Here is a 26,545-nt window from a genome sequence, read left to right on the forward strand (position 1 = left end):
ACTGAACCGGAATTTCGTAACGGCTTTTGCGCGCGGACTTGCGGTCATCCAGTCGTTCGGCGCCGAGAACAGGGCCATGACGCTGGCGCAGGTCGCCGAACGTACCGGGATGGACCGGGCGGTGGCGCGTCGCCTCCTCCTTACGCTGGTGGAGCTTGGCTTCGCTCGCCTGCATGAGCGTCGCTTCGAGCTGACAACGCGCGTGCTCCGGCTCGCCTACTCGTTTCTGTCGTCCGCCGGTTTCGGCGCTTCCCTGCAACCATTTCTAGACCAGCTCGCCCGTTCGATCGGCGAGACAGTCTCACTCGCCGTGCTCGACGAAGCTGAAGTCGTATTCGTCGCGCGATCCGACATTCCCGGCCGGCGACTGTCTTACGTCGTCACGACAGGCATGCGACTGCCGGCGTTCTCCTCCGCATCCGGACGCGTGTTGCTCGCCTACAAGCCACGCGTCGAAGTGGAGCGGCTGCTGGCGCGGACCAGGATCGTCCGCCACACGCGGCACACGGTCATGCTCAAGCGCGAGATTCTTTCGCTGATCGTCGAGAGCAAGGTGAAGGGCTACTGCATCAACTACGAAGAGCTGGAGGACGGTTTGGTCAGCGTCTCGGTTCCGGTGTTCAATCGAGCCGGTCTTGTCGTCGCGACGCTCAATGCGAGCACGAGCTCGGCGCGCGCCAACAGGGAAAAACTGGCTGGAGAATTTGTCTCCAAGCTGAAGGGGATGGCGGGCGAGCTTTCGTCGATGCTGCCGTAGGAGCACGGTCCATTCGCCTTGTGCGCACAGCGCACAGACTGGAGCTTTTTTGCAGAATTTCCGTTGGCACGCTTTCGTTCGAAGGACCAGTATGGTTCCTGACGCGGGACGAGCTCTGAGAGATCGTGTTAGAGATGCTGTGGAGACGAGCATTCCTTTGTGGCGCCATGGCTCTTGGGCACTATTCCGAGCAGGTTCATGCGCAGGCAAACATGCCAGGCATGGTAACGATCGCTGTGAGGTGCCCTGCAGGTCGCCCCGCCGACACTATAGCGTGCCCTCGCTGCGGAATACCTCAGTACAAGCGTGGACTGCAATTACCATCAGCTGCAAACTGGCCACACCCCATGCTGACTGCCCCGCAAGCTTGCACATCTCATGCTCGCCTAGACCTGCGCGATCACAAGGGGGACCAATGCCTTATGTTCAGCTGAACCTTCCGGGACATTACCCAGCGGCAGCCAAGCGAAAGGCAGCTGAAGTCATCGGCAAACTCTACTGCGAGGAACTACTGGCGCCGCCGGGGGTAGTGAACATCGGCTTTGTAGAGCTCGGGTGCGACAATCTCTATCGCACAGGCTTCGCGCCGATTGAGACGGTGGCGCTCGCAATGGTCGATATCAGGGCAGGACGCAGTGTCGATCAGCGCACGCGGTTCGCTCGCAGACTGACCGAAGCCTGCGAAACCCATCTCGCCGTCCCTGCTGCGATGTTCACCGTCCTCTTCACGCAGCACGCAGGTGACGAGGCTTATCGAAACGGGCGCCTCGCCCCTGACTGGTCGCCGGCCGAGGGCCAGACCAGGCATGCCGGCTGGACATCCAGGGAATGACCAAGTGCTACGGAGGAATCACGTGTCGCAATCATGAGTGAGGCGCTCGAGCAGCGCGATCGCCATCTTCGCCGAACACGATGGGCCATTCACGGGTTATGGCCGCTCGTTATAACCGCAAGACTGTTCAGAGAGGAAACGAGAATGATCTACGAAATGCGCCAGTATCGCTGCGTACCCGGCCGCCTGCCGGCATTGCTGAAGCGGTTCGAGACTGCCACGCTGAAGATCTGGGAGAAGCATGGCATCAAGCAGGCCGGGTTCTTCACCACGATGATCGGCGAATCTAACCAGGAGCTGACCTATTTCCTGGCCTGGGAGTCGCTCGCCGAACGCGAAAAGAAATGGGGCGCGTTCGTGGCCGATCCGGATTGGCACGAGGCGAGCAACAAGTCCCATGCGGACGGCCAGATCATCGCCAACATCGTCAGCCAGATTCTGGCCCCGACGGCATTCTCTTCGGTCAAATAGCCGTCCTTCCGGACAGAAGGCTGCGGCGCACCACTGATGTTCGAAGGCTAGAGCCGCGCGACCATAGCGACCGAATGGGTGGGATCAACCCAATTCGCCGATCTCAGCCCGAGCCTGTTCCAACAGCGTGGTAAGCACGGCCGAAATAGATCAAACTATCCGTATAGCATGACCTCTGCAGCGCGACCACGCGACAGAACAGCACGTCGTGCGTGCCGACATTGACCATGTGGGCGATCCGACAATCGAACGCAGCAGTGCAGTCGACGAGGAGCGGCGCTCCCGTCTCGAGCGTCGACCATGTGGCCGCGGCGAACCGCTCCTCGGCTGGCACCTTGCCGCCGAACAGGCGAGACAGCGGCTCGTGCCGCGCCGAGAGCACGTTGACGCAGACCGCCTTGTTGCGTGTCACGCTGCCATAGGCGGAAGACGCTCGGTTGATGCAGACCAGTAGCGTCGGCGGATCGTCGGTGACGCTGCAAATCGCAGATGCGGTAAACCCAGCGCGGCCCGCGCTGCCGTCGGTCGTCACGATACTGACGGCGGCACCGAGACAGGCCATCGCGTCGCGGTAATCCTGAGGGGCCACGCTCCGCATCGTCATCCTCACGCGCCCGCCGCGGGCGGATATGCGAGTTCGCGCAGCACCTGCGCTAGCACGGAGGCGCCGGCGGCGACATGATCGGGCTCGGCCCATTCGTGCTCGACATGGCTCACCCCGTGGCGGCACGGGATGAAGATCATCGCGGCCGGACAGATTTTTGCGAGATGACGCGCGTCGTGACCGGCGGCCGACAGGATGTCCATGGCCGGGTGCCCCTGCTCCCGCGCCGCCTTCGCGATGCTCGCACGTAGGCGCGAATCGAAGACGTTCGACGGCGCATCGACGAGCGGCGTCACGGTAACCGAGCACGGCGGCGCCTTCTCTCGGCAAAGAGTGTTGATGCGCGCGCCGGCCGCGTCGAGCACCGCATTGTCAGGGTGACGCAGATCGATGCTGAAGCTGACGCGCGACGGCACCACCGACGGCGCGTTCGGCGCGACGGCGATCCGGCCGATGGTGAACTTGATGTCGGCATCGATGGTGCCGATCTCGGAATGCAGCGCGGTCGCCATCCGGGCAAAAGCCGCGAGCGCATCGCGCCGCTCCTGCTGCGCCAGCGTGCCGGCGTGGCCCTCGGCACCCTCGAGCACGACCTGAAAGGTCTTCTTGCCCTGGATGCCGGTGACGACACCGATGGTGCAGCCGGCCGCTTCCAGCAGGGGTCCCTGCTCGATGTGTAATTCGAGATAGGCTCCGGCAGCAAAGCCGAGCGACCGGCGCGGCATATCGGGAAAAGCCTGGTGGAGGCGGTCGAGCGCCTCGCCGACACTGACGCCGTCTGCATCGCGCGCGGCGCGGATCGCGTCCATGTCGCGCTCACCGGTAAAGGCCTCCGAGCCCATCATGCCCGGCGCGAAGCGCGAGCCTTCCTCGTTCATCCAGGCGACGACGACGATATCGCGCGCGGGCTTGTCGCCCTGCCCGGCCAGCGAGACCACCGCCTCCAATGCCGCCATCACGCCGGCGGCGCCGTCGAACTTTCCGCCGGTCGGCTGGCTGTCGAGATGACTGCCGAGCAGCAGCGGCGGTGCGGCGCGATCGCGGCCGGCCAGGGTCAGGAACAGGTTTCCCGCAGCATCCGTTGACGGCGTCGAGCCCGCTTCGCGCGCCCAGCCGATGACGCGGCGCCAAGCCGCGATCTCCCCGTCGCTCAGCGCCTGACGGTTGACCCCGCCGGCCGGCGTCGCCCCGATCTCGGCGAGCGCCATCAAGCGGGTCCAGAGCCGATCGGCGTTGATCAGAGGCTTGCCCGCCATCGGCTACTTCGTGCGCATGATCTGACCCGGCAGCGCGCGCGGATCGCGCGGCAGCCAGCGTCCGGCCTCGACCTGGGCAATGAACTCGGCGAGCAGTGCGTTGAATGCCGCCGGCTCTTCGAGATTGAGCGTGTGACCGGTCTTGGGAAAGACCGAGAGACCGCAGGCGGGAATCGTCTTCTTCAGGAAGATGCCGGGCTGCAGACAATGGTCGTCCTCATCGCCGACGATAACCAGCGTCGGCACCATCATCTTCTTCAGGCCGTCTTCGAGGTCATAGAATGACGGCCGCCGCGCCTGGACGCCACGCATCGTGTTGGCGGCGCCGCGGTCGGAATGGGTGGCGAGCCGATCGGCGAATTCCTGCCAGCCGCGCGGATCCTTGTTCTGGAACTGCACCCGGCTCGCACCGAGCGCATAGATCCTGGAAAACTCCTTCGCTCCCTGCTTCTCGAAACTGTCGGCGACTTCGCGCGAGACGCCGCGAAAATACTCCTCGAACTCCTTCTCGCAGCCATAACCGGCGCCGGCCACCGTGAGCGACAAAGCGCGCTCCGGCGTGCGCAGGCCGAAATGCACCGTACAGAATCCGCCCATGGAGAGGCCGACGATATGCGCCATATCGATCTTGAGCGCGTCGAGCACGGCGACCGCATCATCAGCGGCGATCGCCTGCGAATAGGCCTCCGCGCTGTCAGGCACGTCCGACGGCGGATAGCCGCGCGCGGCGTAGCTGATGCAGCGATGGCGCCGGCTGAAATAGCGCAGCTGCGGCTCCCAGCTTGCGTGGTTGCCGCCGAATTCGTGGATGAAGAGGATCGGCGTGCCCTCGCCGGCCTCTTCCACATGGAGCTTCACGCCGTCCTTCGTCGTGATCATCGTCATCGGCATCGTCCCTAGAATTGCGGCGGCAGATCGTTGAGCGTGCGCGCCTGCGCGACCATCTCCGGCAGCAGCGTGCACAGCTTTTCGACCCAGCCTTGCGGCACCGAGGTGCTGATCTTGACGAAGCGGTCGCCAAAACGCTGGGTGTGATAGGTGCCCTGGCGGATCATGATGCCCTGGCGGCGATAGCATTCGACCAGCGCTTCGGGTCGGATGCCCGCCGTGATGGTTTCGAGCACGAGGAAGTTGCCGTGCGAGGGCATGATCGGCAGCGCCAGCCCGTCGATTGCGGCCGCCGCCTCCTGGATCATCGCCTTGTTGGTACGGTCGATGCTGCGCACCTTCTTCATCCATTCGGCCTTCACCGACAGCCCCGCCTGCGCCGCGCGCTGGGCGATGACGCTGGCGCCGAGCACGCTTGTGGAGGTCTGCGCCAACTCCTCGAACAGGTCAGGCGCTGCGACGAGCGCCCCGATCCGCAGGCCTGCAAGCCCGAGCCATTTCGAGAAGCTGGTCGAGACCACCGAGCCTTTCGGGGCGACATGAAGGGCCGGCGTGTGGCCGTCGGCGAAATCGCGATAGGTGCAGTCGTGCACCAGCAGCGCGCCGCAATCGCGCGCGATCGCGGCAAAGCTCTCGATCTCCTCGCGCGTATAGCGGATGCCGAGCGGATTGTTGGGATCGACGAGATAGATGATCGCCGTGCGCTCATCGACATGCGCCCTCAAGGCTTCCGGCGTCAGGCGGTAGTTGCAGGCGGGATCGTAGATCGGGATCTCGATCACCTCGGCGCCCTGCTGGCGCGCGAACAGGCACGGCCATTTCCAGGTCGGATCGGTAGTGACAAGCGTGGTGCCGGGCTTGCAGCGTGCACGGCAGATCATCGCCAGTGCGTTGACGCCGCCCTCGGTCACCAGGGCCTCTGCGCCCGGCGTGCCGAGATCCGCGACGATCGCCTCGCGCAGCGCCTCGAAGCCGAGCGGTGGGGCATAGGCATTGAACTCGCCTGCCTCGATCGAGCGCAGCATGGCCTCGCGCACGGCGGGGTGGCTCTCGATATGGTTGGTGTTCTGGCCGAGCCAATAGAGTCCCGGCGTCGCCGAGAGCTCGTCGAAATAGCGGTTGCGGACCAGCGCCGCGGATTGAGGCTTCGACATCGACGCCTCAGATCACCGAGCCGCGCGCGGCGATGCCGCCGTCGATCGTCACCACGGTGCCGGTGATGTAGCCGGACCGCGGCGAGGACAGGAAGGCGACGAGATCGGCGACCTCTTCCGACGTCGCCGGCCGTTTGCCCGGATATTTGTCGAACAGCTCCTCCCAGCGGCTTTCGTCACCGAGCATGTCGATCGCCTTGCGCTTCATGATCTTGAGCATGCGGTCGGTCGCAACCGGACCCGGATTGACCGCGACCACGCGCACGCCGTGGTCGAGGCTGCGCCCGCCGAGCGCCTTGGTGAAGGACATCAGCGCCGCATTGCCGGTCGAGCCCGCGATGTAGCTCGCGTCCCAGTTCTCGCCGGAATTGCCGATGATGTTGATGATGACGCCGTCCCTGCCCTTCATCCGCGGGTAATAAAGGCGCGACAGCGTGATGTAGCCGAACACCTTGAGATCGAAGCCACGCCGCCAGGCGGCGTCGTCGAGGATCTCCAGCGAGCCTGCCGGGATGTCGCCGGCATTGTTGATGAGGATGTCGATGTCGCCGACTTCGGCGGCCAGCTTCTCCATCGCGGACGTGCTCGACAGGTCGAGCGCATAGATCGTGATCTTCACGCCATGGCGGGCTTCGAGCGCCTTCTTGGCCTCAAGCAGGGCTTCGCCGTTGCGGGCGGCGAGATGGAGATGACACCCCTCGGCGGCGAAGAGCTCGGCCACCGCCAGTCCAATTCCTTTCGACGCGCCGGTGATGAGGGCGGTCTTGTTCGTCAGCTTCAGGTCCACTCCGGGTCTCCAGGATGCAGGCTAGATATACAAGGTCTAGCAATTTGCATACCAAGAGGCAGAAGGTCATTCGAAGGCGGCGAGGAAGTCCAAGAGGTTGTCGCCGAGCAGGTTGACGTGGTCCCGCATGGCGCTGTGCGCCCGCTCCGGGTCGTGGGCCAGGATCGCCTGCATGATCGCCTCGTGCTCGCGAACGGTATCGGCGATCCGGCTCGGCATTCGCGTCACCCGGCGGCGATAGGCGGCGACCTGATTGCGCAGCTTGCGGGTCTGATCGGCGAGGAAGGCGTTGCGCGAGGCCTCGTAGATCGCTTCGTGGAATTCCTGATTGATGTCGTAGAACACGTCGATGTCGCCGGTTTCGCCTGTCGCGACAAGTCGCTGGTGAATCTCACCAATTTCGGCACCCCAGGCCTGGGAGACGCGTCTTGCGGCCAGCCGCGCGCAGAGCCCCTCAAGCTCTGCCATGACCTGAAACATCTCTATCAGCGCCTGCGCCTTGATGCTGCGGACCGTCGCCCCCTGCCGGCCGCGCAGCTCGACCAGATTGTTCGCCGCCATCAGGCGGAACGCCTCCCGCACCGGCGTGCGGGAGACGCCGAAGCGCTGCGCGATCTCCTGCTCGTCGAGCCGGCTACCCGGCTCCAGACGGCCGGCTGCGATCGCGCCCTCGAGCCTCTGGCGCAGGCTTTCCGCGAGCGTCATGCCGGAGGTCGCGGTGAGGGTTTCATGACCATTTTTGACGCGCTTGCCTGCGCCATGTGCACCAATACCCGCCATCATGGTTCTCCAATTTCAATATACGTATACATATTGGCGCTCCTATCCCCACGAAATGACCGGTTTTCTCCCGGAGATGCGGGTGCCGCCGAGATATTCGGCCGTCGTTCTCGCAAGTCTTATGCCTGATTTGCGCGACAATCGTATTGGCACACGAGTTGCTAAGAGATTTTGACGCGGTCCTGCTTCCGTATGCGAATGACCGCCGCAATTATACAAGGATACCCCGGTGCAGGCTGCCCGCCTCCCCCATCCCGGCCCGGCCCCCGAAGCCCCGCAGGCTCAGCCCAAGCCTGAGCCGCTGCTTGAACTTCGCGCGATCAACAAGACATTCGGTGCTGTCGCGGCCCTGTCGGGACTTCAGGCGAACATCGCCCCCGGCGAGTTCGTCACCGTCGTCGGCCCCAGCGGCTGCGGCAAGAGCACCCTCTTCAACATCGTCGCAGGCCTGGAAGAGCCGGATGCCGGCGGCATCCTGCGCTTCGAAGCGAAGAGCTGCCATGCCGCCGACCTGCTCGGCCGCGTCTCCTTCATGCCGCAGCGCGATTTGCTGTTTCCCTGGCGCAACGTGGTGGACAACGCCATCCTCGCGCTCGAGGTCGAGGGGATGCCGCGCGATCAGGCGCGCGCCAAGGCGCTGAAAATGCTGCCCGAGTTCGGCCTCGCCGGCTTCGAGAAGCAATATCCCAATCAATTGTCGGGCGGCATGCGCCAGCGTGTTGCACTGATGCGCACCTTCCTGTTCGAGCGCGACCTGATGCTGCTGGACGAGCCGTTCGGCGCGCTCGATGCGCTGACGCGCGCGATGATGCAGCGCTGGCTGCTCGACGTCTGGCAGAAATACCGCCGCACGATTCTTTTCATCACCCATGATGTCGACGAGGCGATCTTCCTCGGCGACCGCGTGCTGGTGATGACTGCGCGTCCAGGCTCGGTGAAGCTCGAACAGGTCGTTGACCTCCCCCGCCCGCGCCGCCCCGAGATCGTCACGTCCCCCGAATTCATCCGCCTCAAGCGCACGCTGCTCGATGCAATCGAGGAGGAAAGCATGAAATCGTTCCAGTCCTCCATCGCGCAGGAGAAGTCGCAGTGAACGCGATGTCAGCGAGAGAAGCGCACGGGATCGATCCGGCCGAGTGGGACGCCCGCGTCAAGCTCGCCGCCTGCTATCGCATGGTCGCCAAGCTCGGGATGGACGACCTGATCTATAATCACATCTCCATGCGCGTTCCCGGCCACGAGGATCAGTTCCTGATCAACCCCTACGGGCTGCTGTTCGACGAGATCACCGCGTCGAGCCTCGTCAAGATCGACACCAAGGGAAACAAGCTCGACGACACACCGCATGCGGTCAACGTCGCGGCCTTCGTCATCCATGCCGCGATCCACACCTCGAACCGCGACGCGGCCTGCGTGCTACACACCCACTCCGACGCGAGCGTTGCGGTCTCCGGGCAGGAGAAGGGCCTGCTGCCGCTCAGCCAGTTCGCGATGCGCTTCTACGAGCGCCAGGCCTTCCACGACTACGAAGGCGTCGCTATCGATCTCGATGAGCAGACGCGCCTGGTGCGCGATCTCGGGCCGCACAAGGTGATGCTGATGCGCAACCACGGCATCCTCACCGTCGGTCGGACGCCGGGCGAGGCCTTCATGCTGCTCTACTATTTCGAGCGCGCCGCGCGGATTCAGCTTCAGATGCAGGCGGCGGCCGCAGCCGGCGCCACGCTGGTGATGCCGCCGCACGAGGTCTGCGAGAAGGCCGCGCGCCAGTTCTGGGAATTGCAGGGCGACATTCTGGTCCCCGGCGAACGCGAATGGCCCGCCTTGATGCGCCAGCTCGATCGCACCGATCCGTCTTACCGCAATTGATTTTCACCGCCTGGAGTATGACCATGTTGAGCCGACGCCACGCCTTCTCCGTCCTCTCCGCCATCGCACTGGCGACCGGCTCGCTCGTCACGGCTGCGCCGGCAGCCGAGCCGCAGAAGGCGAGCCTGCGCCTGAAATGGCTGCCGCAGGCCCAGTTCGCCGGCTTCTACGTCGCCGCCGCCAAGGGCTACTACAAGGCCGAGAGTATCGACCTCACCATCAATCCCGGCGGGCCCAACCTGCTCACCGAGAACCTGGTCGCCACCGGCGCCGACACGTTCGGCCTGTCCGGCGGCACCGATAGCGTGTTCGCCGCCCGAGACAAGGGACTGCCAATCGTCTGCATCGGCGTGTCGCACCAGATCACGCCCTTCATCTTCGTCACCCGCAAAGATGGACCTGTGAAGACGATCCAGGATTTTAAAGGCAAGACCGTCACCACCTGGTTCACCGGTGCTAACCACGTGCTCAACGGCATGCTGGCCAAGGAAGGCATCAAGCCGGATGAACTCAAGATCCAGCCGCAGCAGGTCTCTGTCACTCCGTTCGTCGACGGTAGCGTCGATGTCGTCACGGCGACCTATTACAACGAGTTCTACACCATCCAGTCGAGCATGCCGAAGGACAGTCTGAAGACGTTCGTTGCCGAAGATTACGGCATCACCTTCCCGCGCGACACGCTGATCGTGGCCGAAGCGACCGCCAAGGAGAAGCCGGAGCTGGTCAAGGCATTTCTGCGCGCGTCGCTGAAGGGCTGGAAGGACGCCTTCTCCGATCCCAAGGGCGCCGTCGACACCGTGATGGCCGCAGCCCCGACGCTCGATCGGGCGCAGCAGGAGTTCATGCTCACCGAGGTGAAGCGCCTGATGACGTCAGGCGCGGCGGCAAAGAACGGCCTGTTCTGGATCGATGCCGACGCGGTCAAGACCGCTCACGACTTCTTCCTGAAGTATGGCGTGATCTCCAAGCCGCTGGATCTTGCCGCCGCCTATGACGCAAGCTTCATCCAGGCCATCCCTGCGGCGGACCGGCTGCCGTGAGCAGCCCTGCCGCGACATCGCTCGGTGAGGCCGCCGCCGCGACGCGGTCGATCACGATGCCGGATTCGCTGCGCAAGCTGATTCGGCTCCTGCTCGGCCTCGCCATTGCGGCAGTAGTCTGGGAAGGTGCGGTGCTGCTGTTCGGTATCCGTCCCTACTATCTGCCGCGCCTCAGCACGATCCTGATGGCGATCGCGGCAACGCCTCGGGCCTATGTCGACGGTTTCCTGCGCACGCTTGCCGAGACGCTGATTGGCTTTGCGTCCGGCGGCGCCTACGGCGTGCTCATGGGCATCGTGTTCTTCCGCGTCCGCGCGCTGCGCGAAATGATCTTTCCGATCTTCGTGGTGTCGCAAACCATTCCGGTCATCGCCTTCGGCGCGCTGGTGGTGCTGTGGTTCGGCAACACGCTGCTCGCCAAGGCGATCATCGCGTTCTATCTGACCTTCTTTCCGGTGACGGTGAACACGCTGCTAGGCCTCGATACGGTCGATCCCAAGCAGGTCGCCCTGATGCGCAGCTTCGGCGCCTCCAATCGCCAGCTCCTGCTGCGCCTTCAGCTTCCGACGGCAATGCCGCAGATCTTCGTGGCGCTGCGGCTCGCAGCATCATTGAGCCTCGTCGGCGCCATCGTCGGTGAATGGTTCGGCGACACCACCGGCCTCGGCGTGCTCTTGCTCCAGGCCATGTTCACTGAGAACGTCGTCGCGATCTGGGGCGCTCTGCTCGCCGCGGCCCTGCTCGGCACGGGCTTCTATGCGGTGGTCGCCGCGGTGGAGCGGCGGCTGGTGTTCTGGAGCGCCGAGCAATGAGCCGCGCGCTCGCCTCCCCTTCGCTCGCCGTCCAGCGCGGCATTCTCGGCGCCGTCATCCTGATCGCATGCTGGGAAGGCATCGCGCGCGGACTGCATCTGCCGGCCTATGTTCTGCCCGCGGTCAGCGACATCTTGGTGGGTCTCTGGTCCAAGCGCGCGATACTCATTGACGCCGCCGGCTACACGCTGCTCGAAGCACTAGCGGGATACGGCCTCGGCTGCCTGATCGGCATCGGCCTCGCCGTCGCCATCGCGCTGGCGCCGGCGTTGCGCAGCGCGATCCTGCCGCTCGCGACCGCCATCAATTCGGTGCCCGTGGTCGGCTATTCGCCGTTGATCCTGCTCTGGTTCGGCATCGGCGTCAGCTCGAAGATCGTTATGGTGGCGATGGCGGTGAGCTTCACCATCCTGCTGTCGATGCTGGCAGGGCTCGACCGCGTCGATCGCCGCGCCGTCGACCTGATGAAGAGTTTTGGCGCGAGCCGCCTCAGCGTGCTGTGGCGATTGCGCCTGCCGACCGCTCTGCCGCTGCTGCTGGCGGGCATGCGCGTTTCCACCGTGCGCAGCGTGATCGTGGCGATCGTCACCGAGATGTTAGGGGCCCATGGTGGGCTCGGCTGGGTGATCTACCAGGCCGTGCTCCAGATCGACTTCGTCCAGGTCTGGTCCGCGATCTTCGTCGCCTCGGCGGCGAGCCTCGCCTTCTTCGGCCTGATCGGCTTCCTCGAGCGAAAAATCTTGTTCTGGACATGACGCCATGAAACGACAGATGCATCTCGGATTGTTCATCCTCGGCACCGGCAGCCACGTCGCGGGTTGGCGCTATCCCGGTGCAGTCGAGAGTTTTCAGGACTTTGCGGCGATCCAGGAGATCGGCCGCACCGCCGAGCGCGGCAAGTTCGACCTGATCTTCATGGGCGACAATCTCTACGCCGATGCCGCCGCCCATCCCTCCTACGCGCTGCGGCTGGAACCCCTGACGATGCTGGCCGCGCTTTCGACTTCGACCAGCCATATCGGCCTTGGCGCGACCGTCTCCACCACCTACAGCGATCCGTTCTCGGTCGCACGCGTGTTCGCTTCGCTCGATCACATCTCCAATGGCCGAGCTGCGTGGAACGCGGTGACGACGGCGAATCCGGCAACGGCGGCGAATTTCGGCACGAGGCATCCCGACCACGCCAGCCGCTACGAGATGGCGGGCGAATTCCTCGATGTGGTCAAGGGCCTGTGGGATGGCTGGGCGGATGATGCCATCGTCGCCGACCGCGGCAGCGGCCTTTACATCGATCCGGCAAAGCTGCGCCCGATCGACCATGACGGCGCCTTCTTCAAGGTAAAGGGCCCGCTCAATATCGGCCGCAGCCCGCAAGGCCAACCCGTCGTGCTCCAGGCCGGCGGCTCCGAAGCCGGACAGGCGCTCGCCGCACGCACCGCCGATATCGTGTTCTCGGTGGTGCAGGATATCGACGAGGCCAAGGCCGGCTATACCTCGTTGAAGGCTCGCCTGCCGTCGTTCGGCCGCAAGGCCGAGGACGTCACCGTGCTGCCGGGCGTGATGCCCGTGGTCGGCCGCACCGACAAGGAGGCGTTCGAGAAGCTTAACGTGCTCCAGAGCTTTGTCAGCGGCAACAACGCGCTCGCGATCCTGTCTGACCGCTTCGGCCGGGACATGTCGGCCTACGATCTCGACGGGCCGATCCCCGACATCGCGCCCTCGGACAGCTATCACAGTTTCGCCAGCGTCATGCTCGCCAAAGGGCGCCGCGAGAACATGACGCTGCGCGATCTCTACAATCTCACCGCCGCCGCCCGCGGGCATTGGGTGCTGTGCGGCTCGGCCGAGCGCATCGCCGACACGCTCCAGCTCTGGTTCGAGGAGCATGCCGCCGACGGCTTCAACGTGATGCCGCCCTATTTCCACGAAGGCTTCGAGGATTTCGTCCAGCTCGTCGTGCCGATCCTGCAGGAGCGCGGGCTGTTCCGTCCGGACTATGAGGGCACGACATTGCGCGATCATCTCGGTCTTGCACGGCCGGCGAATCCGTTCTTCGCGGCTTAGAGCACGCCGACGACGCGCAGTGCCTGCTCGAGCGCCTTTAGCTCGCCCGGTGTCGCCGCCGGCTGCGGCGGCCGCGCCGCGTCGCACGACAGACGGCCGAGCCGCTTCAGGCAGGCCTTGAGCCGCACGGTCGCCCGTCCTCCCGGCGCATCCCGATAGATCGCGACAGCCAGCGGATAGAGCTTCTCATGTGCGGCGCGCGCCCGCTCCCAATCGCCGGCCTCCGCCGCATTCCAGAGGCCGACGACAAGTTCCGGGACGACGCAGGCAAGGCTGACCTGGCTGCCGGCCGAGCCGACGAGATAGCTGGTCAGCAGGTGCTCGTCGCCGGAGCCGAGCACGACGAAGTCCTGTCGCAGTTTCCGGATCAGCCTGAGATTCTGTTCGTAGGCCGCAACCTCCCAGCTGCCTTCCTTCACCGCAACGAAGCGCGGATCGGCAACGAGCCGCGTAAGCAGCGGCGGCGCGTAGGCCATCGCACCCGCGCCGACGGGCGCGGCGTAGAGCATCAGCGGAGCGGTCGTCGCATCACGGATGCGGCGATGATGCTCGATCACGCAGTCATCGGCGTGGCCGAGCGCCCAGCTGTTGGGCGGAAATACCAACAGCCCGTCCGCGCCGGCCTGTTCCAGTGCAGCCGCCTCGCGCGCCGCTTCCAGGCTCGATTCATGATTGACCCCGGAGACGATCAGGCAGTCCTTCGGCGCGTGCTGGCGCGCCAGCTCCACCACGCGCCGCTTCTCGGCCAGGGACAGCACAAAATTCTCGCCGGCGTGGCCGTTGACGAGGAGCCCATTAATGCCGAGTGTGGACGAAACCGACGCGAGATGGTTTGCGAGCTGCGCCTCATCGATCTCGAAATCGGGCGTCATCGGCACGATGGTCGCGGCGTGAATGCCGCGCAGGCGGTCGCTGAATGTCCGCATCTTGGCCGATCAGTGAATGATCTGGTCGAGGAACGTCCGCGCCCGCTCGGACTTCGGATGCTTGAAGAATTCCTTCGGCGCAGCCTGTTCGACCACCTTGCCCTCGTTCATGAACACGATGCGGTCAGCGACCTCGCGGGCAAAGCCCATCTCGTGGGTCACGCACAGCATGGTCATGCCCTCTTCCGCGAGCTTCTTCATGGTCTCCAGCACTTCCTTGACCATCTCGGGGTCGAGCGCCGAGGTCGGCTCGTCGAACAGCATGATCTTGGGACGCATGCACAGCGCCCGCGCGATCGCGACGCGCTGCTGCTGGCCACCTGAGAGCTGCCCGGGGAATTTCTCGGCCTGATCGGGAATCCGGACTTTTGTCAGGAAATGCATGGCGAGGTCCTTGGCCTCCGCCTCGCTCATGCCCTTCGCGGTCATCGGCGCCAGGGTGCAGTTCTCCAGCACCGTCATGTGCGGAAACAGATTAAAACTCTGGAACACCATGCCGGTGTCGCGCCTCACCGCATCGATGTTCTTGCGCTGATGGTCGAGCTCGACGCCGTTGACGTAGATCAGGCCTTCGTCGTGCTTCTCGATGTGGTTGATGCAGCGGATGAGCGTCGACTTGCCCGAGCCGGAAGGACCGCAGACCACGATCTTCTCGCCCCTGGCGACCTTGAGATCGATCTGGTCGAGCGCGGTGAAATCGCCGTAGTGCTTGTAGACGGCCTCCATGCGAACCGCAGGCACCTCGCGAAGCTGCGGCTCCACTGTTGCACCTTCCGTCGTCGTCATCGATATCTCGCTCATGCGCGGGCCTCCACACTCGCCTGCGCAACCGGCGCACTCGTTCTGACCCGCCTGGTTTTTGCGGCACTCGATCGACCGAAATGCTTTTCCAGCCGGCGTTGCACCGCATCCCAGACCGAGGTGAGGATCAGGTAATATGCCGTTGCCGCCGCATAGACCTCGAGGATCTGGAAATGCTCCTGCATCAGCATGTCGCTGCGGCGCATCAGCTCCTCGACCGAGATCACGGAGGCCAGCGAGGTCGCCTTCAAGAGCGAGTTGATGGAGTTGCCGAGCGGCGGGATCATCAGGCGGAACGCCTGCGGCAGGGTCACGCGACGGAACGTGACCCAGGGCGACAGGCTGAGCGCCCAGGCGGCTTCGCGCTGCCCCGCCGACACCGCCATGAAGCCGCTGCGTACGATCTCGGCGAGATAGGCCGCTTCGTTGAGGATCAGGCCGATGAGCGCGCAGGTGATCACACTGAACTTGATGCCAAGCTGCGGCAAGCCGCTGTAGATCACCACGAGCTGGATCAGAAGCGGCGTGCCGCGGAAGAACCAGATGTAGAAGCGCGCCGCGCCTGCGAGCACCGGATTGGACGACATGCGCAGCAACGCGATGCCCATGCCGAGGATCAATCCGCCGACGACCGCCGCCACCGTCAAGCCGATGGTGACGAGCACTCCCTTCATCAGGAAGTAGTTGAAGAAGTAGCTGACGGCGGCCGTCGGACTGAAATGGCTCATCGACTCGTCTCCGTAAGTATCAGGCCGGACCGGGACCGGCGATCGCGAGCGGCTGATCAGCCGGCATGGCGGTCAGGCCGAACTTGTCGAACAGCGCCTGATAAAAGCCGTCGGCGCGCATTGCGTTCAGCACCTTGACGACGGTATCGGCGACTGTCTTGTTGCGGAAACCAAGCGTGGTCCTGGCCGTGCCGAGCCCGCTCAGGACTTCCTTCACGCGGCCACGGCCGACCAGATCGCGCGCCACGCTGTCGACCAGCAGCGCATTGTCAACCTGGCCCGCGAGCAGCGCGCTGACGACGTTGGTCGCGGTGGGGAACGTCCGCATTTCGACGGCGGCTCCGCCTTTCGCAACGCTGGCCTCGCTGAGCTTCTTGAGCCAGTTCATCTGGTAGCTGCTGACCTCGACGGCGGACGATTTTCCAAACAGATCGCTTTCGGTAGCAATTCTTGTGCCGCTATCGGGGGCCACCACGACCGAGATCGCCTGAATCGCATACGGCACCATGTACATCAGCTTCGAGCGTTCCTCGGTCCAGAACATGCCGGTGTTGACGCCGTCAATTCGCGCTGCGCCCAAGGCAGGAATCATGGCCGGAAAATCCATCCGGACGAGTTCGACCGGAAGGCACAGCCGCTTGCCGAGCTCGGCGGCGAGCTCGACGTTGAGGCCCTGCAGCTGGCCGTCCTTGTCGACGAATTGCTGCGGCGGATTGGTCGGGTTGATGGAGAGCTGCAATTTGCCGGGCGCAATCAGATTGTCGTCGGTGATTGCGGGCGTGCAGGCGGCATGCACCGCCGTGGACGCGAGAACGAATGCGGCGGCCGCACTCAAGCGAAACAGGGTCGAGACCATGGATACCTCCAGTAAGACGCCAATGACCGATGCAATTCCTCGCCCGGGATTCCCCCTCGGTGCTTCTTGGATGCGGCCGGCCGGATCTCTCGACACGGCAGGCAGCATCGTCCTTGATCCGCTCAAGCCGGTCCCGACATCGGCCTGAGCTGGATGCGCATGAAATTCTTCACCAGGGACTCGAACGGACCAAAGCCCTTCACCTTCATGAACTCCGGCGTCTCGAATGCCCATCGCCCCGCGACTTCGTACATCGCGGCGTATTTCGGCCCATCGCCGATCGAGACGAAGCGCTTGGCCGAGAGCCAGCCGGGACAGGCGAGCAGATCAGGAAAATGCGTCTGCTCGTACCAGGCGTTGAACGCAGCCTCGTGCTCGGGATCGACGTCGACCCGCACGATATGGATGAAGGCCTCGTCCGGCATCTTCTCGTTCCTCATGCCAGACGGATGTCGCCGGCCGTGCGCGCTGCGCCGACTGTCGTTGCGATGGCATCGCACAACGCGGGCAGAACCGGCAGCAGCGGCGGCCGCGGATCGGCGTTGCGGATCAGGCCGAGCGCCTTAAGCCCGACCTTCATGCGCGTGTGCATGTCCATGATCGGCGCAGGCCCGTAGATGGCGCGGACGATCGGATAGAGCCGCTCGTTGACGGCGCGCATCGCCTTGAGGTCGTCGGCGAGCGCGGCCTGCCACAGCGCTGCGAACAGATGCGGCGCAAGGCTGACGAGACCGGACAGAATGCCGTCGCCGCCGACGGCGAGCTGCGGCAGGAACCAGTTGAAATTCGACGGCAGGATCGCCACGGAGGGATCAGCCTGCTTCACCGCCCGTCGGTTCTCGTCATAGGCCAGCATGGTATCGCTGCCTTCCTTAATGGCGATGACGCTGTCAATCGCTGCAATCTTCGCCAGCGTCTCCGGCGAATAGCCGAAGCCGGACGCGAGCGGATACTGGAAGACGGATACAGGAATGCCGATGGCGGAGCTCACCGCCTGCACGAACGCCACCGGCGCACGCGACGTCGCCGAGGCTCCGCCGCCGAGCGGCGCGGGCGGGAACAGAACGGCGCAATCGGCGCCGGCAGCTTCCGCGAGCTGCGCCTGATGAATCGCTTCCGCCGTGGAATGCGCGATGATGCCGGCCAATAGCGGCTTGCCGCCGATCTGCCGGCGCGTCCGCTCGATCACGGCCTGACGTTCCTCGTCCGAGAGCGACCCACCCTCGCCGGCGTGGCCATTGACGAACACCGCCGCGATTCCATCCGGGCACGCGCAATAGTCCAGCACGCGGGCGTATCCGTCCCAGTCGATCGAGCTGTCGTCCCTGAAGGGCAGCACGGTCGCGACCGTGACGCCGCGCAAATCCGGTTTCTTCATCGGCTTGCTCATGACGGTTTACGCCGCGGAAATTTCAGGCTCGCGCGCGCCTTCAGCACTTCGAGGCCGCCTTCGTTGCGCGCGCTCGCTTCCCAGATGATTGTGCGGGTCTCGTCGTGCTGCTCAGCGATCCAGACGTCGAAGGTGAGCGTGTCGCCGTAAAACACGGGACCCGTGAACCAGAAGCGGTCCTCCACCGATATGCCAATGGTGCCGACCAGCTCAGAGGTGAGGATGCTGGTGCAGAGGCCCGCAACCATGATCCCCGGCGCCAGCCTGCGGCCAAAGCGCGTCGCGCCGGCATAGACCTCGTCGACATGAACAGGGCCGAAATCGCCGGTCGCGGCGATGTAGAGCGCGCCATCGGCTTCGGTGATGGTCTTGCTCAGGCTGACCCTGTCATTCACCTTGAGATCGTCGAAGGATCTTGGTTCGTACATGGCTCAGGCCTTGGCAAAGGGAACCAGCGTCGCGGTGCCGTCCACCACGGTCGTGCCGGATGGCGACAGCGTGCAGGTGACCCGGCAGGTCGCATCGTCGCCCTCAACGGAGACGATCTCGGCCCGCGCTTCGACGGACTCGCCGACGATCACGGGCGCCGCAAAATTCAGTACGATGCTGCCGATCCGCCGCGTCGGCCCCCCGAGCTGGCCGAGACAGGTGGTGGCGAGACCGCCGACGGCAAGCTCGAACGCGACCATGTTGGAGGCGCCCGCCTTTTTGGCGCGCACCGCGTCGACATAGAGACCGCCGAGATTGCCGCTGATGCCCGTGAACATCGCCTGCTCGGCCACCGTCATGGTCTTGCGGAACGCAAAGGCGGCGCCGGGCTTGAGAGGTGCGTGCGACATGAGACGTTCCCTAGAGCTGCAAGCCGTTCTTGATGGTGCTGCGCGCGACCAGCATGCGGTGAATTTCGGAGGTACCGTCATAGATCCGGGTGACACGGGCATCGCGATACATCCGCTCCAGCGGCAGGTCCTTGCTGAAGCCCATGCCGCCGAACACCTGGATGGCGCGATCGACCACTCGGCCCTGCATCTCGGAGGCCGCGACCTTGATCATCGAAACCTTGTCGCGCGCATCTTTGCCCTGATCGATATCCCAGGCGGCGTTCATCACCATCATCTTGACGCCAAAAATCTCGGTGGCGGAATCGGCGATCAGCTTCTGCACCATCTGGAAGTCGCCGATGAGCTGGCCGAACTGGCGCCGCTCGCCGGCATGCTTGCGCATCATCTCGAGCGCGCGCTGCGCCATGCCGACCGCGCGGGCGCCGATATGGGCGAGCCGGATCTGCAGCACGCTCTGCATGATCAGCTTGAAGCCGCCCCCGACCTCGCCCAGCACGGCCGCTTTCGGAATGCGGCAATCCTCAAAACTCAGCTCGGCATGGCCATAGCCGCGATGGCCCATCATCGGCTGCGTGCGCGCGACCTTGAAGCCGGGCGTGCCGCGGTCGACCAGGAACAGCGTGATGCCGCCGCGGGCGCGCTTCTCCTTGTCGGTCAGCGCCATCAGGATCACATAATCGGCGATGTCGCCGTCGCTGATGAAATGCTTGGTGCCGTTGAGCACCCACTGGTCGCCGTCGAGATGCGCCGTCGTGCTGATCGACGCCGCGTCGGAGCCGGCGCCCGGCTCCGTGATCGCCATCGCGCAGATCTTGTCGCCCTTGACCGTCGGCAGCAAATAACGCTCGACCTGATCGCCCTTGCAGGCCATCAGCATCGGATAGACTTGGCCGAACACGCGGCGGATCAGCGCATCCGAGGTCTTGCCAAATTCTTCCTCGACCAGGCAATGCTCGACGCAGGATAGCCCGCCACCACCGACATTTGCCGGCATATTCATGGCGTAAAGGCCGAGCTTCTGTGCCTTGGCCTTGGTGACCGCAAGCGCATCGGCCGGCACTTTTGCTGTTTGCTCGACGACGTCTTCGAGCGGCTGCACCTCCGTCTCGACGAATCTGCGGACGGTGTCGACCAGGAGGCGCGTCTCCTCAGGGAGCGAAAAATCGATCATCGCGCCACTCCGACCGCCTTGCCGGCGACCATCGCGTCGATCTCTGCAGCGCCGTAGCCGATCTCGCCGAGCACCTCGCGCGTCTGTGCACCCAATCGCTGCGGCACAAGCCGCACCTCCGGCGTCCGGCCGTCATAGCGCGCGGGATGGGCGACCATGCGGATCGGCGCGCCGCCTGCGCTCTCGGCGCTCTTGAACACGCCGAGGTGCTTGAGCTGGGGATCGGATTCGAGGTCGCGATAATCCTGCACCGGTGCGTGCCAGACACGCGCCGATTCCAGCGCGGGCAGCCAATCGGCTGTCGACTTCTGCTTCAGACGCGCCGCGACGATCCGCGTGATCTCCTCGCGCTTCGAGAAACTGTCACCCTCCTCGAACTGCTTCAATTCCTCATTGTCGAGCGCGACCGCCAGCGCCTTGGGCGCTGCCATGGAGATCGCCATATGACCGTCCGCCGTGGCGTGAACGCCGTAAGGCCCGGGACTGAACCAAGCCGCGATGCCGGCCGGACCGCGCGACGTCGGCGACGGCGCGCCGTTCAGCCATGCGGTCAGCGGTTCGACCTGGAGATCGAGCGCGGCCTGGTAGAGGTTGACCTCGACGAGCTGCCCCTTGCCTGTCTTGGTTCTTGCAAACAACGCCGCGAGGATGCTCATGGCATATAGTGAGGCGGCGTGCTGATCGACGATGACAGCGCCGACCGCCGTCGGCTCGCCGTCCGCCCGCCCCGTCCGCATCGCAAGACCCGACATCGCCTGGAGCAGAAGATCCTGGCCGGGGCGATCCCTGTACGGCCCCTCCGATCCGAAGCCGGTTGCGACCGCGTAGATCAGGCCGGGGTTGATCGCCTTGAGCGTGTCGTAGCTGAGACCGAGCTTGGCCATCGTGCCCGGCCGAAAGTTCTCCATCACGACGTCGGCGGTCGCGACCAGCTTCTTCACCGCGGCAATGCCGTCGGGATGCTTGAGATCGACGGCGAGGCTGCGCTTGTTACGCCCGGTCGCCAGATGATTAACGCTGTCGCCTGCGACGAAATGATTGGCGACCGCCCAGTTGCGCTGAAACGCACCCTCGATCGGCTCGACCGCGATGACGTCGGCGCCGAGATCGGCGAGCGTCTGCGCGGCCAGCGGTCCCGCGAGATAGTGATTGAAGCTGAGGATCTTGACGCCGTCGAGCAGGTTCATCCGTTCACACCTCGGTTCAAGCAGCCGCGATTGGCGCGTCGCGCCAGGCGAGATCGAACGTCTTGACCAGCACGCGCGCAGCCGCATCCTGCACAGCCGGCAGCGGCAGACGTGGCGGGCGCGGATGGCCGGCTGCAAAACCCATATGACTGAGCAGCGCCTTGGTGCCGGCGACATAGGCCTGGCCGCCGACGAATTCGATCACCGGCAGGTATTTCAGATAAAGCTCGCGCGCTTCCCTGATCGCGCCGTGGTCGGCGACGAGGCTGAAGATGCGGGCCATCTCCGCCGGGACCACGTTGGAGGCAACGGCCACCCAGCCCTGCGCGCCCTCGACGAAGGATTCAAAGCCGAGGATGCCGCCGAACACCGTCATCCTGTCGCCGCAGAGACGGATGATGTCGCGCACGCGCGTCACCTCCAGCGTCGACTCCTTGATATAGAGGCAGTTGTCGATCTCGGCGATGCGCGCCACCAGCGGCGGCTTGAGATCGACATTGGCGGTCGCCGGATTGTTGTAGACCATGATCGGCAGCGCGATAGCGTCGGCCACCGTCTTGTAGTGATGGACGAGCTCGTCGTCGGTCGGCGTCGAATAGAACGGCGGGATGATCATCACACCGTCAGCGCCCAGTTTTTCGGCACGGCGACTGAGGCGCACCACCTCGCGCGTGTCCTCCGCGCCGGTGCCGATCAGCACGGGGACGCGGCCCGCGGCCTGGCAAATGACAACCTCGGCAACCAGCGCTTTCTCGTCATCGTCCATGGACAGGAACTCACCGGTCGAGCCGAGCGGGATCAACCCGTGAATACCTTCCGCGATCTGCCAATCGACGAAGGCGCGCAAGGCCGCGACATCGACCTCGCCCGCAGCCGTGAACGGGGTGATCATGACGGTGTAGGTGCCGCGGAACGTCTTCATCAGGGAACCGTCGGATGCTCGGGTGGAATCAGGCGATGGGCGCAGCCTGCGGAATATCCGCACGATTTATGCAATCGTTTGCATAAATGGCTCTGCATTGGGCAACACCATCCATTTTTTGAGCTTGATAAGCGTAGAATTAGCTCATAGCGTTTCTGCAATCGTTTGCAGTCTATCGGCAGGTTTGATGAGCGTCACGCTCAAAGATGTGGCACAGGCGGCCCGCGTTTCAGTCAGCACTGTTTCCCGAGCGCTGACGGGAACCGGCCTGACCAGCGAACGTACGCAGCAGCGCCTGGTGCGCATCGCGCGCGAGCTCGGCTATAGACCGAACCCTATCGCGCGAGGTCTCAAGACCGGACAGTCGCGGCTCGTGGCGCTTCTCGTCCACAACCTCACAAACGCTTCGTTCCAGGTGATGGCCGAAGTGGTGCAGGCACGCCTGAAGGCGCTGGGTTATCAAATGCTCCTGTGCATCGGCGGCGACGATCCGCAGCAGGAGAGCGACACCCTCGCCACACTGGTCGACCACCGCATCGACGGGCTGATCGTGGTGCCCACGGGAAAGAACGGCGCGCAGCTCAAGACGCTCTCGAAAGACGTGCCCATCGTCTGCCTGGTGCGACGCGATGACGCGACCGATCTCGAGACCGTGCTCGCCGACGATCCGCAAGGCGCTTATCTGGGCACGCGCCATTTGATCGAGCTCGGGCACAAGCGCATCGGGCTGATCGTCGGCCGCCAGGACACGACGTCCGGCCGCGAACGCTTGTCCGGCTATGTCCGCGCCCTGCGCGAGGCCGGCATTGCCAGGGACGACACCTTGATTCATGCCGGCCATTTCGAGCCCGAGACCGGCGCGACGTGCGCCCGCAAGCTGCTCGACCTCCCCCGGCCGCCGAGCGCGATCTTCGTCGCCAATCACGAGGCAACGCTCGGCGTGCTGCGCGTCACCGCGGAACGGAACATCGCCATTCCCGACGATCTCTCGCTACTCTGCTATGAAGACATGCCGTGGTTCGAGTGGCACCGCCCGGCCATCAGCATCGTCGACAACGGCGCGCGGGACCTTGCCAATCTCGCCGTCGACCGGCTGCTGCACCGCATGGACGCCAAGGGCAACGGCAATGACGGCGTTCGCGAATATCGCGTCGGCGCCCGGCTGATCAAGCGCGACTCCTGCCGCCAGATCGACGCCCTGGCCCCCGCGAAATCCGCCAAGTCCAAATCGTCTTCATCCAAATCATCTGCGGCCAAGTCGTCAGCAGCGAGGTCCGCGAAGGTCTGATCGATGCCCTATGTCGAAGTGCTCGGCCCGCAAGTCCCTTCTGATCGCAAGGCCGCGCTGGCGCAGTCCGTGACCGACGGCCTGATGTCGGCCTTCGGCGTCACCGCTGATACGGTCACGCTCTATTTCCTGAACATTGCGGCCGATGACTACGCCCACGCCGGTACGTTCGGCGCTCAGGCCACCGGCCAACGCATCCTGCTCAAGATCCATGCCTTCCGCCGCAGCGAGGTCGAGCGGCGCGCCGCCGCCATCGCGCTGACCCGCGCCGTATGCAGTGCCTATGGCGTGCCGGGCGACGATGTCGCGGTCTATTTCCTCGACCGCGACCGCAGCGAGGTCTCCCACGATTCCAAGCTCGCCAGCGACTGACGGGAGCACGCCATGGACCGCTTCTACAGCCAAGACCAGAAAGCCCTGCGCGACACCGCCCGCCGCTTCGCGGAAGCGGAGATCCTGCCGCGCGCGGCCGCGATCGATCGCGAGGACCGGTTCGACCGCACGCTCTACAAGAGCATGGCCGATCTCGGCCTGTTCGGCATCTGCCTGCGCGAAGGCGCCGGCGGCGCCGGGCTCGACGCGGTCGCGGCCTGCATTGCGATGGAGGAATTGGCGCGCTGCTCCGGCGCGGTCGCCAACGCCTTCGCGATCCCGGTCGAGGCCGTGCTGTTCTTCGACCATCACGGCACCGACGCGCACAAGGCGCTGATCCCCAAGATTCTCAGCGGCGACATCATTCCCGCCACCGCCGTCTCCGAGCCCGACCACGGCTCCGATGTCGCGAGCATCCGCACCAGCGCGGCGCGCGAGGGCAATGGCTGGCGGCTCAACGGCACAAAGGCCTGGGTGACGCTCGGCGGCGTCGCCGACCGCATCATGGTGTTCGCGCGCACCGGCGCAGATGCCGGCCATCGTGCCATCTCGTGTCTTCTGGTCGACGGCGCCCTGCCCGGCATCGCCCGCGGCAAGAACGAGGAGCTGCTCGGCATGCACGGCCTCGACGACTGCCAGATCACCTTCTCCGATGTGCGCCTGCCCTCGGACAGCGTGATGGGGCCGGAGAACCAGGCCTTCAAGATGGCCATGAGCAATTTCAACTTCAGCCGGCTGATGATGGCCTCGATGGCGCTCGGCATGGCGCAGGCCGCGTTCGAGGACGCCACCGCCTATGCCAAGGACCGCAAGCAGTTCGGCCAGGCCATCATCGGCTACCAGGCGGTGCAGTTCATGCTCGCGGACATGTCGACGGACATTGCGGCTGCGCGCCTCCTGATCCACCACGCCGCGCGCCTGCACGATGCCGGCGAGCCGATCGCCAAGGAAGCGGCGCAGGCAAAGCTGTTCACCACCGACATGGCGATGAAGCACGTCTCCAACGCGCTGCAGATCCACGGCGGCAACGGCTATTCGCGCGAGTACCGCATCGAGCGGATCTTCCGCGACGTCCGCCTCGCCCAGATCTACGAGGGCACCAACCAGATCCAGCGGCTGATCATCGCCCGCCAGGTCGAAAAGGAGGCCGCGTGAGGGCATGCTGAGCATCATCACGGCGAAAGAGGCTGCAGGCCTGATCCGCGACACCGATACGCTGATCGTCGGCGGCAATGGCGGCACGGGCGCAGCCGAAGCCATCCTCGATGCGCTGGAGCAGCGCTTCCTCGGCGGCCAGGGCCCGCACAATCTGACGCTGATCAATATCACCGGCGTCGGCGCCGTGACCGAGAAGGGCCTCTGCCATCTCGCCCATGAAGGCCTGATCGCGCGCGTGATCGGCGGTAATTTCGGCCTCCAGGTGCCGTTCATGCGCCTCGTCCGCGACGAGCTGATCGACGCCTACAATTTCCCGCAAGGCGTGATGAGCCAGCTCTGCCGCGCCATGGCCGCGAAACATCCGGGCGTGCTCACCCATGTCGGTCTCAACACCTATATGGACCCGCGCCGGGATGGCGGGCGCATGAACAAGCGCACCACCGCGCCGCTGGTCGACCTGCTCGAGCTGCACGGCCAGTCCTGGCTGCTCTACCGCGTCCCCACCCCGCCCGATGTCGCCATCATCCGCGGCACCTCCGCAGATGAAGATGGTTACATCAGCATGGAGCACGAGGGCACGACGCGCGAGGATCTCTCGATCGCACAGGCCGTGCACAATGCCGGCGGCACCGTGATCTGCCAGGTCAAGCGCATCGTGAAACGCGGCTCGATCCATCCGCAGATGGTGAAGATCCCGGGCTTCCTGATCGACCACGTCGTGCTCGAACCCGAGCAGATGCAGACCTACGGCACCGCCTACGATCCGGCACGCTGCGGCGAGACGCGCGTGCCGGTAGCGATGATCATACCCGATCCACTCACCGAACGCCGGGTGATCGCCCGCCGCGCCGCCTTCGAATTGCGCCCGCGCGACGTCGTCAATCTCGGCGTCGGCATCTCCGCGATGATCCCGAATGTCGCGGCCGAGGAAGGCATCTCCGACCTGATCACCCTGACGGTGGAATCCGGCGTCGTCGGCGGCGTGCCAGGTCACGCCCGCGAGTTCGGCACCGCGATCAATCCGCGGGTCATCCTCGACCAGGCCTATCAGTTCGACTTCTACGACGGCGGCGGCCTCTCCTGCGCCTTCCTCTCCTTCGCGGAGGTGGACGTAACAGGCAATGTCAACGTCACTCGCTTCGGCGAGCGCCGCGACGGCTCCGGCGGCTTCATCGACATCACCCAGAATGCCAAGCGGCTGATCTTCAGCGGCACCATGACCGGCGGCAAGTTCGACATCGGTGTCGAGAATGGCCGCCTCGCGATCCGGCGCGACGGTGCCTTCCGCAAATTCGTCCCACAAGTCGGCCAGATCAGCTTCAGCGCTTCGCTTGCCGCACAGCGTGGCCAGCATGTCAGCTACGTCACCGAGCGCGCCGTGTTCGAGCTCGAGAACGGCCACGTGACGCTGACGGAGATCGCACCGGGCGTGCGGCTGGAGGAGGACATCCTCGCGAACATGGGCTTCAGGCCGCGCATCAGCCCTCAGCTGAAGGACATGGACCCGCGAATCTTCCGTTCCGGCCCGATGGGAATCGCGCAGAGCTTCAAGGCGCTGCCGGCGCGGCCACGGAAGGTTGCCTGAGGGAT

30 protein-coding genes are annotated in these 26,545 nt (G+C 64.7%); 13 read left to right on the top strand and 17 right to left on the bottom strand.

Annotated features, from left to right (window positions below; all coding sequences use genetic code 11):
* Positions 1-76: 76 nt before the first annotated feature.
* The 3 genes from P6U27_RS20715 (at position 77) to P6U27_RS20725 (ending at position 2,060) form a co-directional block, all read left to right on the top strand.
* Positions 77-757 carry an IclR family transcriptional regulator C-terminal domain-containing protein gene (locus P6U27_RS20715; protein WP_244607669.1) on the top strand — a complete coding sequence of 227 codons (681 nt, stop codon included), beginning with the start codon at positions 77-79 and terminating at the stop codon, positions 755-757.
* A 415-nt stretch (positions 758-1,172) separates the two neighbouring features.
* Positions 1,173-1,589, top strand: coding sequence for a tautomerase family protein (locus P6U27_RS20720; protein ID WP_209295157.1), 417 nt, complete (start codon positions 1,173-1,175; stop codon positions 1,587-1,589).
* A gap of 144 nt (positions 1,590-1,733) precedes the next feature.
* Positions 1,734-2,060, top strand: coding sequence for an NIPSNAP family protein (locus tag P6U27_RS20725; RefSeq protein WP_122403663.1), 327 nt, complete (start codon positions 1,734-1,736; stop codon positions 2,058-2,060).
* Between the two features lie 103 nt (positions 2,061-2,163).
* On the opposite strand, the gene P6U27_RS20730 is transcribed toward P6U27_RS20725, so the two are convergent.
* The 6 genes from P6U27_RS20730 to P6U27_RS20755 all read right to left on the bottom strand — a co-directional run bounded on the left by P6U27_RS20730 (position 2,164) and on the right by P6U27_RS20755 (position 7,454).
* Positions 2,164-2,658, bottom strand: coding sequence for a flavin reductase (locus tag P6U27_RS20730; RefSeq protein WP_407192443.1), 495 nt, complete (start codon positions 2,656-2,658; stop codon positions 2,164-2,166).
* Positions 2,659-2,666: 8 nt separating this feature from the next.
* The gene (locus tag P6U27_RS20735; protein WP_407192444.1) at positions 2,667-3,920 is read right to left on the bottom strand and encodes a Zn-dependent hydrolase; all 1,254 of its coding nucleotides are present in this window, start codon (positions 3,918-3,920) and stop codon (positions 2,667-2,669) included.
* Between the two features lie 3 nt (positions 3,921-3,923).
* The gene (locus P6U27_RS20740) at positions 3,924-4,805 is read right to left on the bottom strand and encodes an alpha/beta fold hydrolase (protein ID WP_407192445.1); all 882 of its coding nucleotides are present in this window, start codon (positions 4,803-4,805) and stop codon (positions 3,924-3,926) included.
* 11 nt (positions 4,806-4,816) lie between these two features.
* Positions 4,817-5,962, bottom strand: a complete 1,146-nt coding sequence (locus P6U27_RS20745) for a pyridoxal phosphate-dependent aminotransferase (protein ID WP_209295160.1) — start codon at positions 5,960-5,962, stop codon at positions 4,817-4,819.
* A 7-nt stretch (positions 5,963-5,969) separates the two neighbouring features.
* Positions 5,970-6,749 (bottom strand): SDR family oxidoreductase, encoded by a 780-nt coding sequence (locus tag P6U27_RS20750; protein WP_122403667.1) that lies wholly within the window; start codon positions 6,747-6,749, stop codon positions 5,970-5,972.
* Between the two features lie 66 nt (positions 6,750-6,815).
* Positions 6,816-7,454, bottom strand: a complete 639-nt coding sequence (locus tag P6U27_RS20755; protein ID WP_407192446.1) for a GntR family transcriptional regulator — start codon at positions 7,452-7,454, stop codon at positions 6,816-6,818.
* 304 nt (positions 7,455-7,758) lie between these two features.
* On the opposite strand from P6U27_RS20755, the gene P6U27_RS20760 reads away from it, so the two are divergent.
* The 6 genes from P6U27_RS20760 to P6U27_RS20785 are packed head-to-tail and all read left to right on the top strand — an operon-like array spanning position 7,759 to position 13,314.
* The gene (locus P6U27_RS20760) at positions 7,759-8,622 is read left to right on the top strand and encodes an ABC transporter ATP-binding protein (protein ID WP_122403668.1); all 864 of its coding nucleotides are present in this window, start codon (positions 7,759-7,761) and stop codon (positions 8,620-8,622) included.
* The gene (locus tag P6U27_RS20765; RefSeq protein WP_407192447.1) at positions 8,619-9,398 is read left to right on the top strand and encodes a class II aldolase/adducin family protein; all 780 of its coding nucleotides are present in this window, start codon (positions 8,619-8,621) and stop codon (positions 9,396-9,398) included. The genes P6U27_RS20760 and P6U27_RS20765 overlap by 4 nt, the downstream gene beginning before the upstream one ends.
* A gap of 23 nt (positions 9,399-9,421) precedes the next feature.
* Positions 9,422-10,438, top strand: a complete 1,017-nt coding sequence (locus tag P6U27_RS20770; protein ID WP_407192448.1) for an ABC transporter substrate-binding protein — start codon at positions 9,422-9,424, stop codon at positions 10,436-10,438.
* Positions 10,435-11,250, top strand: coding sequence for an ABC transporter permease (locus P6U27_RS20775; protein WP_407192449.1), 816 nt, complete (start codon positions 10,435-10,437; stop codon positions 11,248-11,250). The genes P6U27_RS20770 and P6U27_RS20775 overlap by 4 nt, the downstream gene beginning before the upstream one ends.
* The gene (locus P6U27_RS20780; RefSeq protein ID WP_129143318.1) at positions 11,247-12,005 is read left to right on the top strand and encodes an ABC transporter permease; all 759 of its coding nucleotides are present in this window, start codon (positions 11,247-11,249) and stop codon (positions 12,003-12,005) included. The genes P6U27_RS20775 and P6U27_RS20780 overlap by 4 nt, the downstream gene beginning before the upstream one ends.
* 4 nt (positions 12,006-12,009) lie before the next feature.
* Complete coding sequence (locus P6U27_RS20785; RefSeq protein ID WP_407192450.1) at positions 12,010-13,314, top strand: LLM class flavin-dependent oxidoreductase; 1,305 nt, start codon at positions 12,010-12,012, stop codon at positions 13,312-13,314.
* Here the strand turns inward: P6U27_RS20785 and P6U27_RS20790 are convergent.
* The 11 genes from P6U27_RS20790 to dapA form a co-directional block, all read right to left on the bottom strand.
* A complete protein-coding gene (locus P6U27_RS20790) occupies positions 13,311-14,240 on the bottom strand; it encodes a dihydrodipicolinate synthase family protein (RefSeq protein WP_407192451.1) in 930 nt (309 codons plus the stop codon). The genes P6U27_RS20785 and P6U27_RS20790 overlap by 4 nt on opposite strands.
* Before the next feature lie 9 nt (positions 14,241-14,249).
* Positions 14,250-15,041 carry an amino acid ABC transporter ATP-binding protein gene (locus P6U27_RS20795; protein WP_407192452.1) on the bottom strand — a complete coding sequence of 264 codons (792 nt, stop codon included), beginning with the start codon at positions 15,039-15,041 and terminating at the stop codon, positions 14,250-14,252.
* On the bottom strand, positions 15,038-15,769 hold the full coding sequence (locus P6U27_RS20800; RefSeq protein WP_122403675.1) for an amino acid ABC transporter permease: 732 nt from the start codon (positions 15,767-15,769) through the stop codon (positions 15,038-15,040). The genes P6U27_RS20795 and P6U27_RS20800 overlap by 4 nt, the downstream gene beginning before the upstream one ends.
* Positions 15,770-15,788: 19 nt before the next feature.
* Positions 15,789-16,625, bottom strand: coding sequence for an ABC transporter substrate-binding protein (locus tag P6U27_RS20805; protein WP_407192453.1), 837 nt, complete (start codon positions 16,623-16,625; stop codon positions 15,789-15,791).
* Between the two features lie 122 nt (positions 16,626-16,747).
* Positions 16,748-17,050 (bottom strand): hypothetical protein, encoded by a 303-nt coding sequence (locus P6U27_RS20810; RefSeq protein ID WP_407192454.1) that lies wholly within the window; start codon positions 17,048-17,050, stop codon positions 16,748-16,750.
* 11 nt (positions 17,051-17,061) lie between these two features.
* Complete coding sequence (locus P6U27_RS20815; RefSeq protein WP_244607670.1) at positions 17,062-18,003, bottom strand: dihydrodipicolinate synthase family protein; 942 nt, start codon at positions 18,001-18,003, stop codon at positions 17,062-17,064.
* A gap of 8 nt (positions 18,004-18,011) precedes the next feature.
* Positions 18,012-18,443, bottom strand: a complete 432-nt coding sequence (locus P6U27_RS20820; RefSeq protein ID WP_407192455.1) for a MaoC family dehydratase — start codon at positions 18,441-18,443, stop codon at positions 18,012-18,014.
* Positions 18,444-18,446: 3 nt separating this feature from the next.
* Positions 18,447-18,854, bottom strand: coding sequence for a MaoC/PaaZ C-terminal domain-containing protein (locus P6U27_RS20825; protein ID WP_407192456.1), 408 nt, complete (start codon positions 18,852-18,854; stop codon positions 18,447-18,449).
* Between the two features lie 10 nt (positions 18,855-18,864).
* Positions 18,865-20,028: an acyl-CoA dehydrogenase family protein gene (locus P6U27_RS20830; protein ID WP_407192457.1), complete on the bottom strand. Its 1,164-nt coding sequence runs from the start codon at positions 20,026-20,028 to the stop codon at positions 18,865-18,867.
* Entirely contained in the window at positions 20,025-21,215 is a 1,191-nt protein-coding gene (locus P6U27_RS20835; RefSeq protein WP_122403682.1) for a CaiB/BaiF CoA-transferase family protein, read from the bottom strand. The genes P6U27_RS20830 and P6U27_RS20835 overlap by 4 nt, the downstream gene beginning before the upstream one ends.
* A 16-nt stretch (positions 21,216-21,231) precedes the next feature.
* The gene (dapA, locus tag P6U27_RS20840) at positions 21,232-22,140 is read right to left on the bottom strand and encodes a 4-hydroxy-tetrahydrodipicolinate synthase (protein ID WP_407194465.1); all 909 of its coding nucleotides are present in this window, start codon (positions 22,138-22,140) and stop codon (positions 21,232-21,234) included.
* 184 nt (positions 22,141-22,324) lie between these two features.
* On the opposite strand from dapA, the gene P6U27_RS20845 reads away from it, so the two are divergent.
* The 4 genes from P6U27_RS20845 to P6U27_RS20860 are packed head-to-tail and all read left to right on the top strand — an operon-like array spanning position 22,325 to position 26,540.
* Complete coding sequence (locus tag P6U27_RS20845) at positions 22,325-23,425, top strand: LacI family DNA-binding transcriptional regulator (RefSeq protein WP_407192458.1); 1,101 nt, start codon at positions 22,325-22,327, stop codon at positions 23,423-23,425.
* 3 nt (positions 23,426-23,428) lie between these two features.
* On the top strand, positions 23,429-23,797 hold the full coding sequence (locus P6U27_RS20850; protein WP_407192459.1) for a 4-oxalocrotonate tautomerase family protein: 369 nt from the start codon (positions 23,429-23,431) through the stop codon (positions 23,795-23,797).
* A 12-nt stretch (positions 23,798-23,809) separates the two neighbouring features.
* Positions 23,810-24,952 carry an acyl-CoA dehydrogenase family protein gene (locus tag P6U27_RS20855; RefSeq protein WP_407192460.1) on the top strand — a complete coding sequence of 381 codons (1,143 nt, stop codon included), beginning with the start codon at positions 23,810-23,812 and terminating at the stop codon, positions 24,950-24,952.
* A 4-nt stretch (positions 24,953-24,956) separates the two neighbouring features.
* Positions 24,957-26,540 carry an acyl CoA:acetate/3-ketoacid CoA transferase gene (locus P6U27_RS20860; protein ID WP_407192461.1) on the top strand — a complete coding sequence of 528 codons (1,584 nt, stop codon included), beginning with the start codon at positions 24,957-24,959 and terminating at the stop codon, positions 26,538-26,540.
* The last annotated feature ends 5 nt before the right edge of the window (positions 26,541-26,545 follow it).

The sequence above is a fragment of the Bradyrhizobium sp. STM 3566 genome (assembly GCF_045571445.1).
In the GTDB taxonomy this organism is placed as follows: domain Bacteria; phylum Pseudomonadota; class Alphaproteobacteria; order Rhizobiales; family Xanthobacteraceae; genus Bradyrhizobium; species Bradyrhizobium vignae.

Bases quoted from the DNA above. Each gene is read 5' to 3' on its own strand.
- P6U27_RS20715 (WP_244607669.1), top strand. From the start codon at position 77: ATGACGCTGGCGCAGGTCGCCGAACGTACCGGGATGGACCGGGCGGTG.
- P6U27_RS20720 (WP_209295157.1), top strand. From the start codon at position 1,173: ATGCCTTATGTTCAGCTGAACCTTCCGGGACATTACCCAGCGGCAGCC.
- P6U27_RS20725 (WP_122403663.1), top strand. From the start codon at position 1,734: ATGATCTACGAAATGCGCCAGTATCGCTGCGTACCCGGCCGCCTGCCG.
- P6U27_RS20730 (WP_407192443.1), bottom strand. From the start codon at position 2,658: ATGCGGAGCGTGGCCCCTCAGGATTACCGCGACGCGATGGCCTGTCTC.
- P6U27_RS20735 (WP_407192444.1), bottom strand. From the start codon at position 3,920: ATGGCGGGCAAGCCTCTGATCAACGCCGATCGGCTCTGGACCCGCTTG.
- P6U27_RS20740 (WP_407192445.1), bottom strand. From the start codon at position 4,805: ATGACGATGATCACGACGAAGGACGGCGTGAAGCTCCATGTGGAAGAG.
- P6U27_RS20745 (WP_209295160.1), bottom strand. From the start codon at position 5,962: ATGTCGAAGCCTCAATCCGCGGCGCTGGTCCGCAACCGCTATTTCGAC.
- P6U27_RS20755 (WP_407192446.1), bottom strand. From the start codon at position 7,454: ATGACGCTCGCGGAAAGCCTGCGCCAGAGGCTCGAGGGCGCGATCGCA.
- P6U27_RS20770 (WP_407192448.1), top strand. From the start codon at position 9,422: ATGTTGAGCCGACGCCACGCCTTCTCCGTCCTCTCCGCCATCGCACTG.
- P6U27_RS20780 (WP_129143318.1), top strand. From the start codon at position 11,247: ATGAGCCGCGCGCTCGCCTCCCCTTCGCTCGCCGTCCAGCGCGGCATT.
- P6U27_RS20785 (WP_407192450.1), top strand. From the start codon at position 12,010: ATGAAACGACAGATGCATCTCGGATTGTTCATCCTCGGCACCGGCAGC.
- P6U27_RS20790 (WP_407192451.1), bottom strand. From the start codon at position 14,240: ATGCGGACATTCAGCGACCGCCTGCGCGGCATTCACGCCGCGACCATC.
- P6U27_RS20795 (WP_407192452.1), bottom strand. From the start codon at position 15,041: ATGAGCGAGATATCGATGACGACGACGGAAGGTGCAACAGTGGAGCCG.
- P6U27_RS20800 (WP_122403675.1), bottom strand. From the start codon at position 15,769: ATGAGCCATTTCAGTCCGACGGCCGCCGTCAGCTACTTCTTCAACTAC.
- P6U27_RS20805 (WP_407192453.1), bottom strand. From the start codon at position 16,625: ATGGTCTCGACCCTGTTTCGCTTGAGTGCGGCCGCCGCATTCGTTCTC.
- P6U27_RS20810 (WP_407192454.1), bottom strand. From the start codon at position 17,050: ATGCCGGACGAGGCCTTCATCCATATCGTGCGGGTCGACGTCGATCCC.
- P6U27_RS20815 (WP_244607670.1), bottom strand. From the start codon at position 18,003: ATGAAGAAACCGGATTTGCGCGGCGTCACGGTCGCGACCGTGCTGCCC.
- P6U27_RS20820 (WP_407192455.1), bottom strand. From the start codon at position 18,443: ATGTACGAACCAAGATCCTTCGACGATCTCAAGGTGAATGACAGGGTC.
- P6U27_RS20825 (WP_407192456.1), bottom strand. From the start codon at position 18,854: ATGTCGCACGCACCTCTCAAGCCCGGCGCCGCCTTTGCGTTCCGCAAG.
- P6U27_RS20830 (WP_407192457.1), bottom strand. From the start codon at position 20,028: ATGATCGATTTTTCGCTCCCTGAGGAGACGCGCCTCCTGGTCGACACC.
- P6U27_RS20835 (WP_122403682.1), bottom strand. From the start codon at position 21,215: ATGAACCTGCTCGACGGCGTCAAGATCCTCAGCTTCAATCACTATCTC.
- P6U27_RS20845 (WP_407192458.1), top strand. From the start codon at position 22,325: ATGAGCGTCACGCTCAAAGATGTGGCACAGGCGGCCCGCGTTTCAGTC.
- P6U27_RS20850 (WP_407192459.1), top strand. From the start codon at position 23,429: ATGCCCTATGTCGAAGTGCTCGGCCCGCAAGTCCCTTCTGATCGCAAG.
- P6U27_RS20855 (WP_407192460.1), top strand. From the start codon at position 23,810: ATGGACCGCTTCTACAGCCAAGACCAGAAAGCCCTGCGCGACACCGCC.
- P6U27_RS20860 (WP_407192461.1), top strand. From the start codon at position 24,957: ATGCTGAGCATCATCACGGCGAAAGAGGCTGCAGGCCTGATCCGCGAC.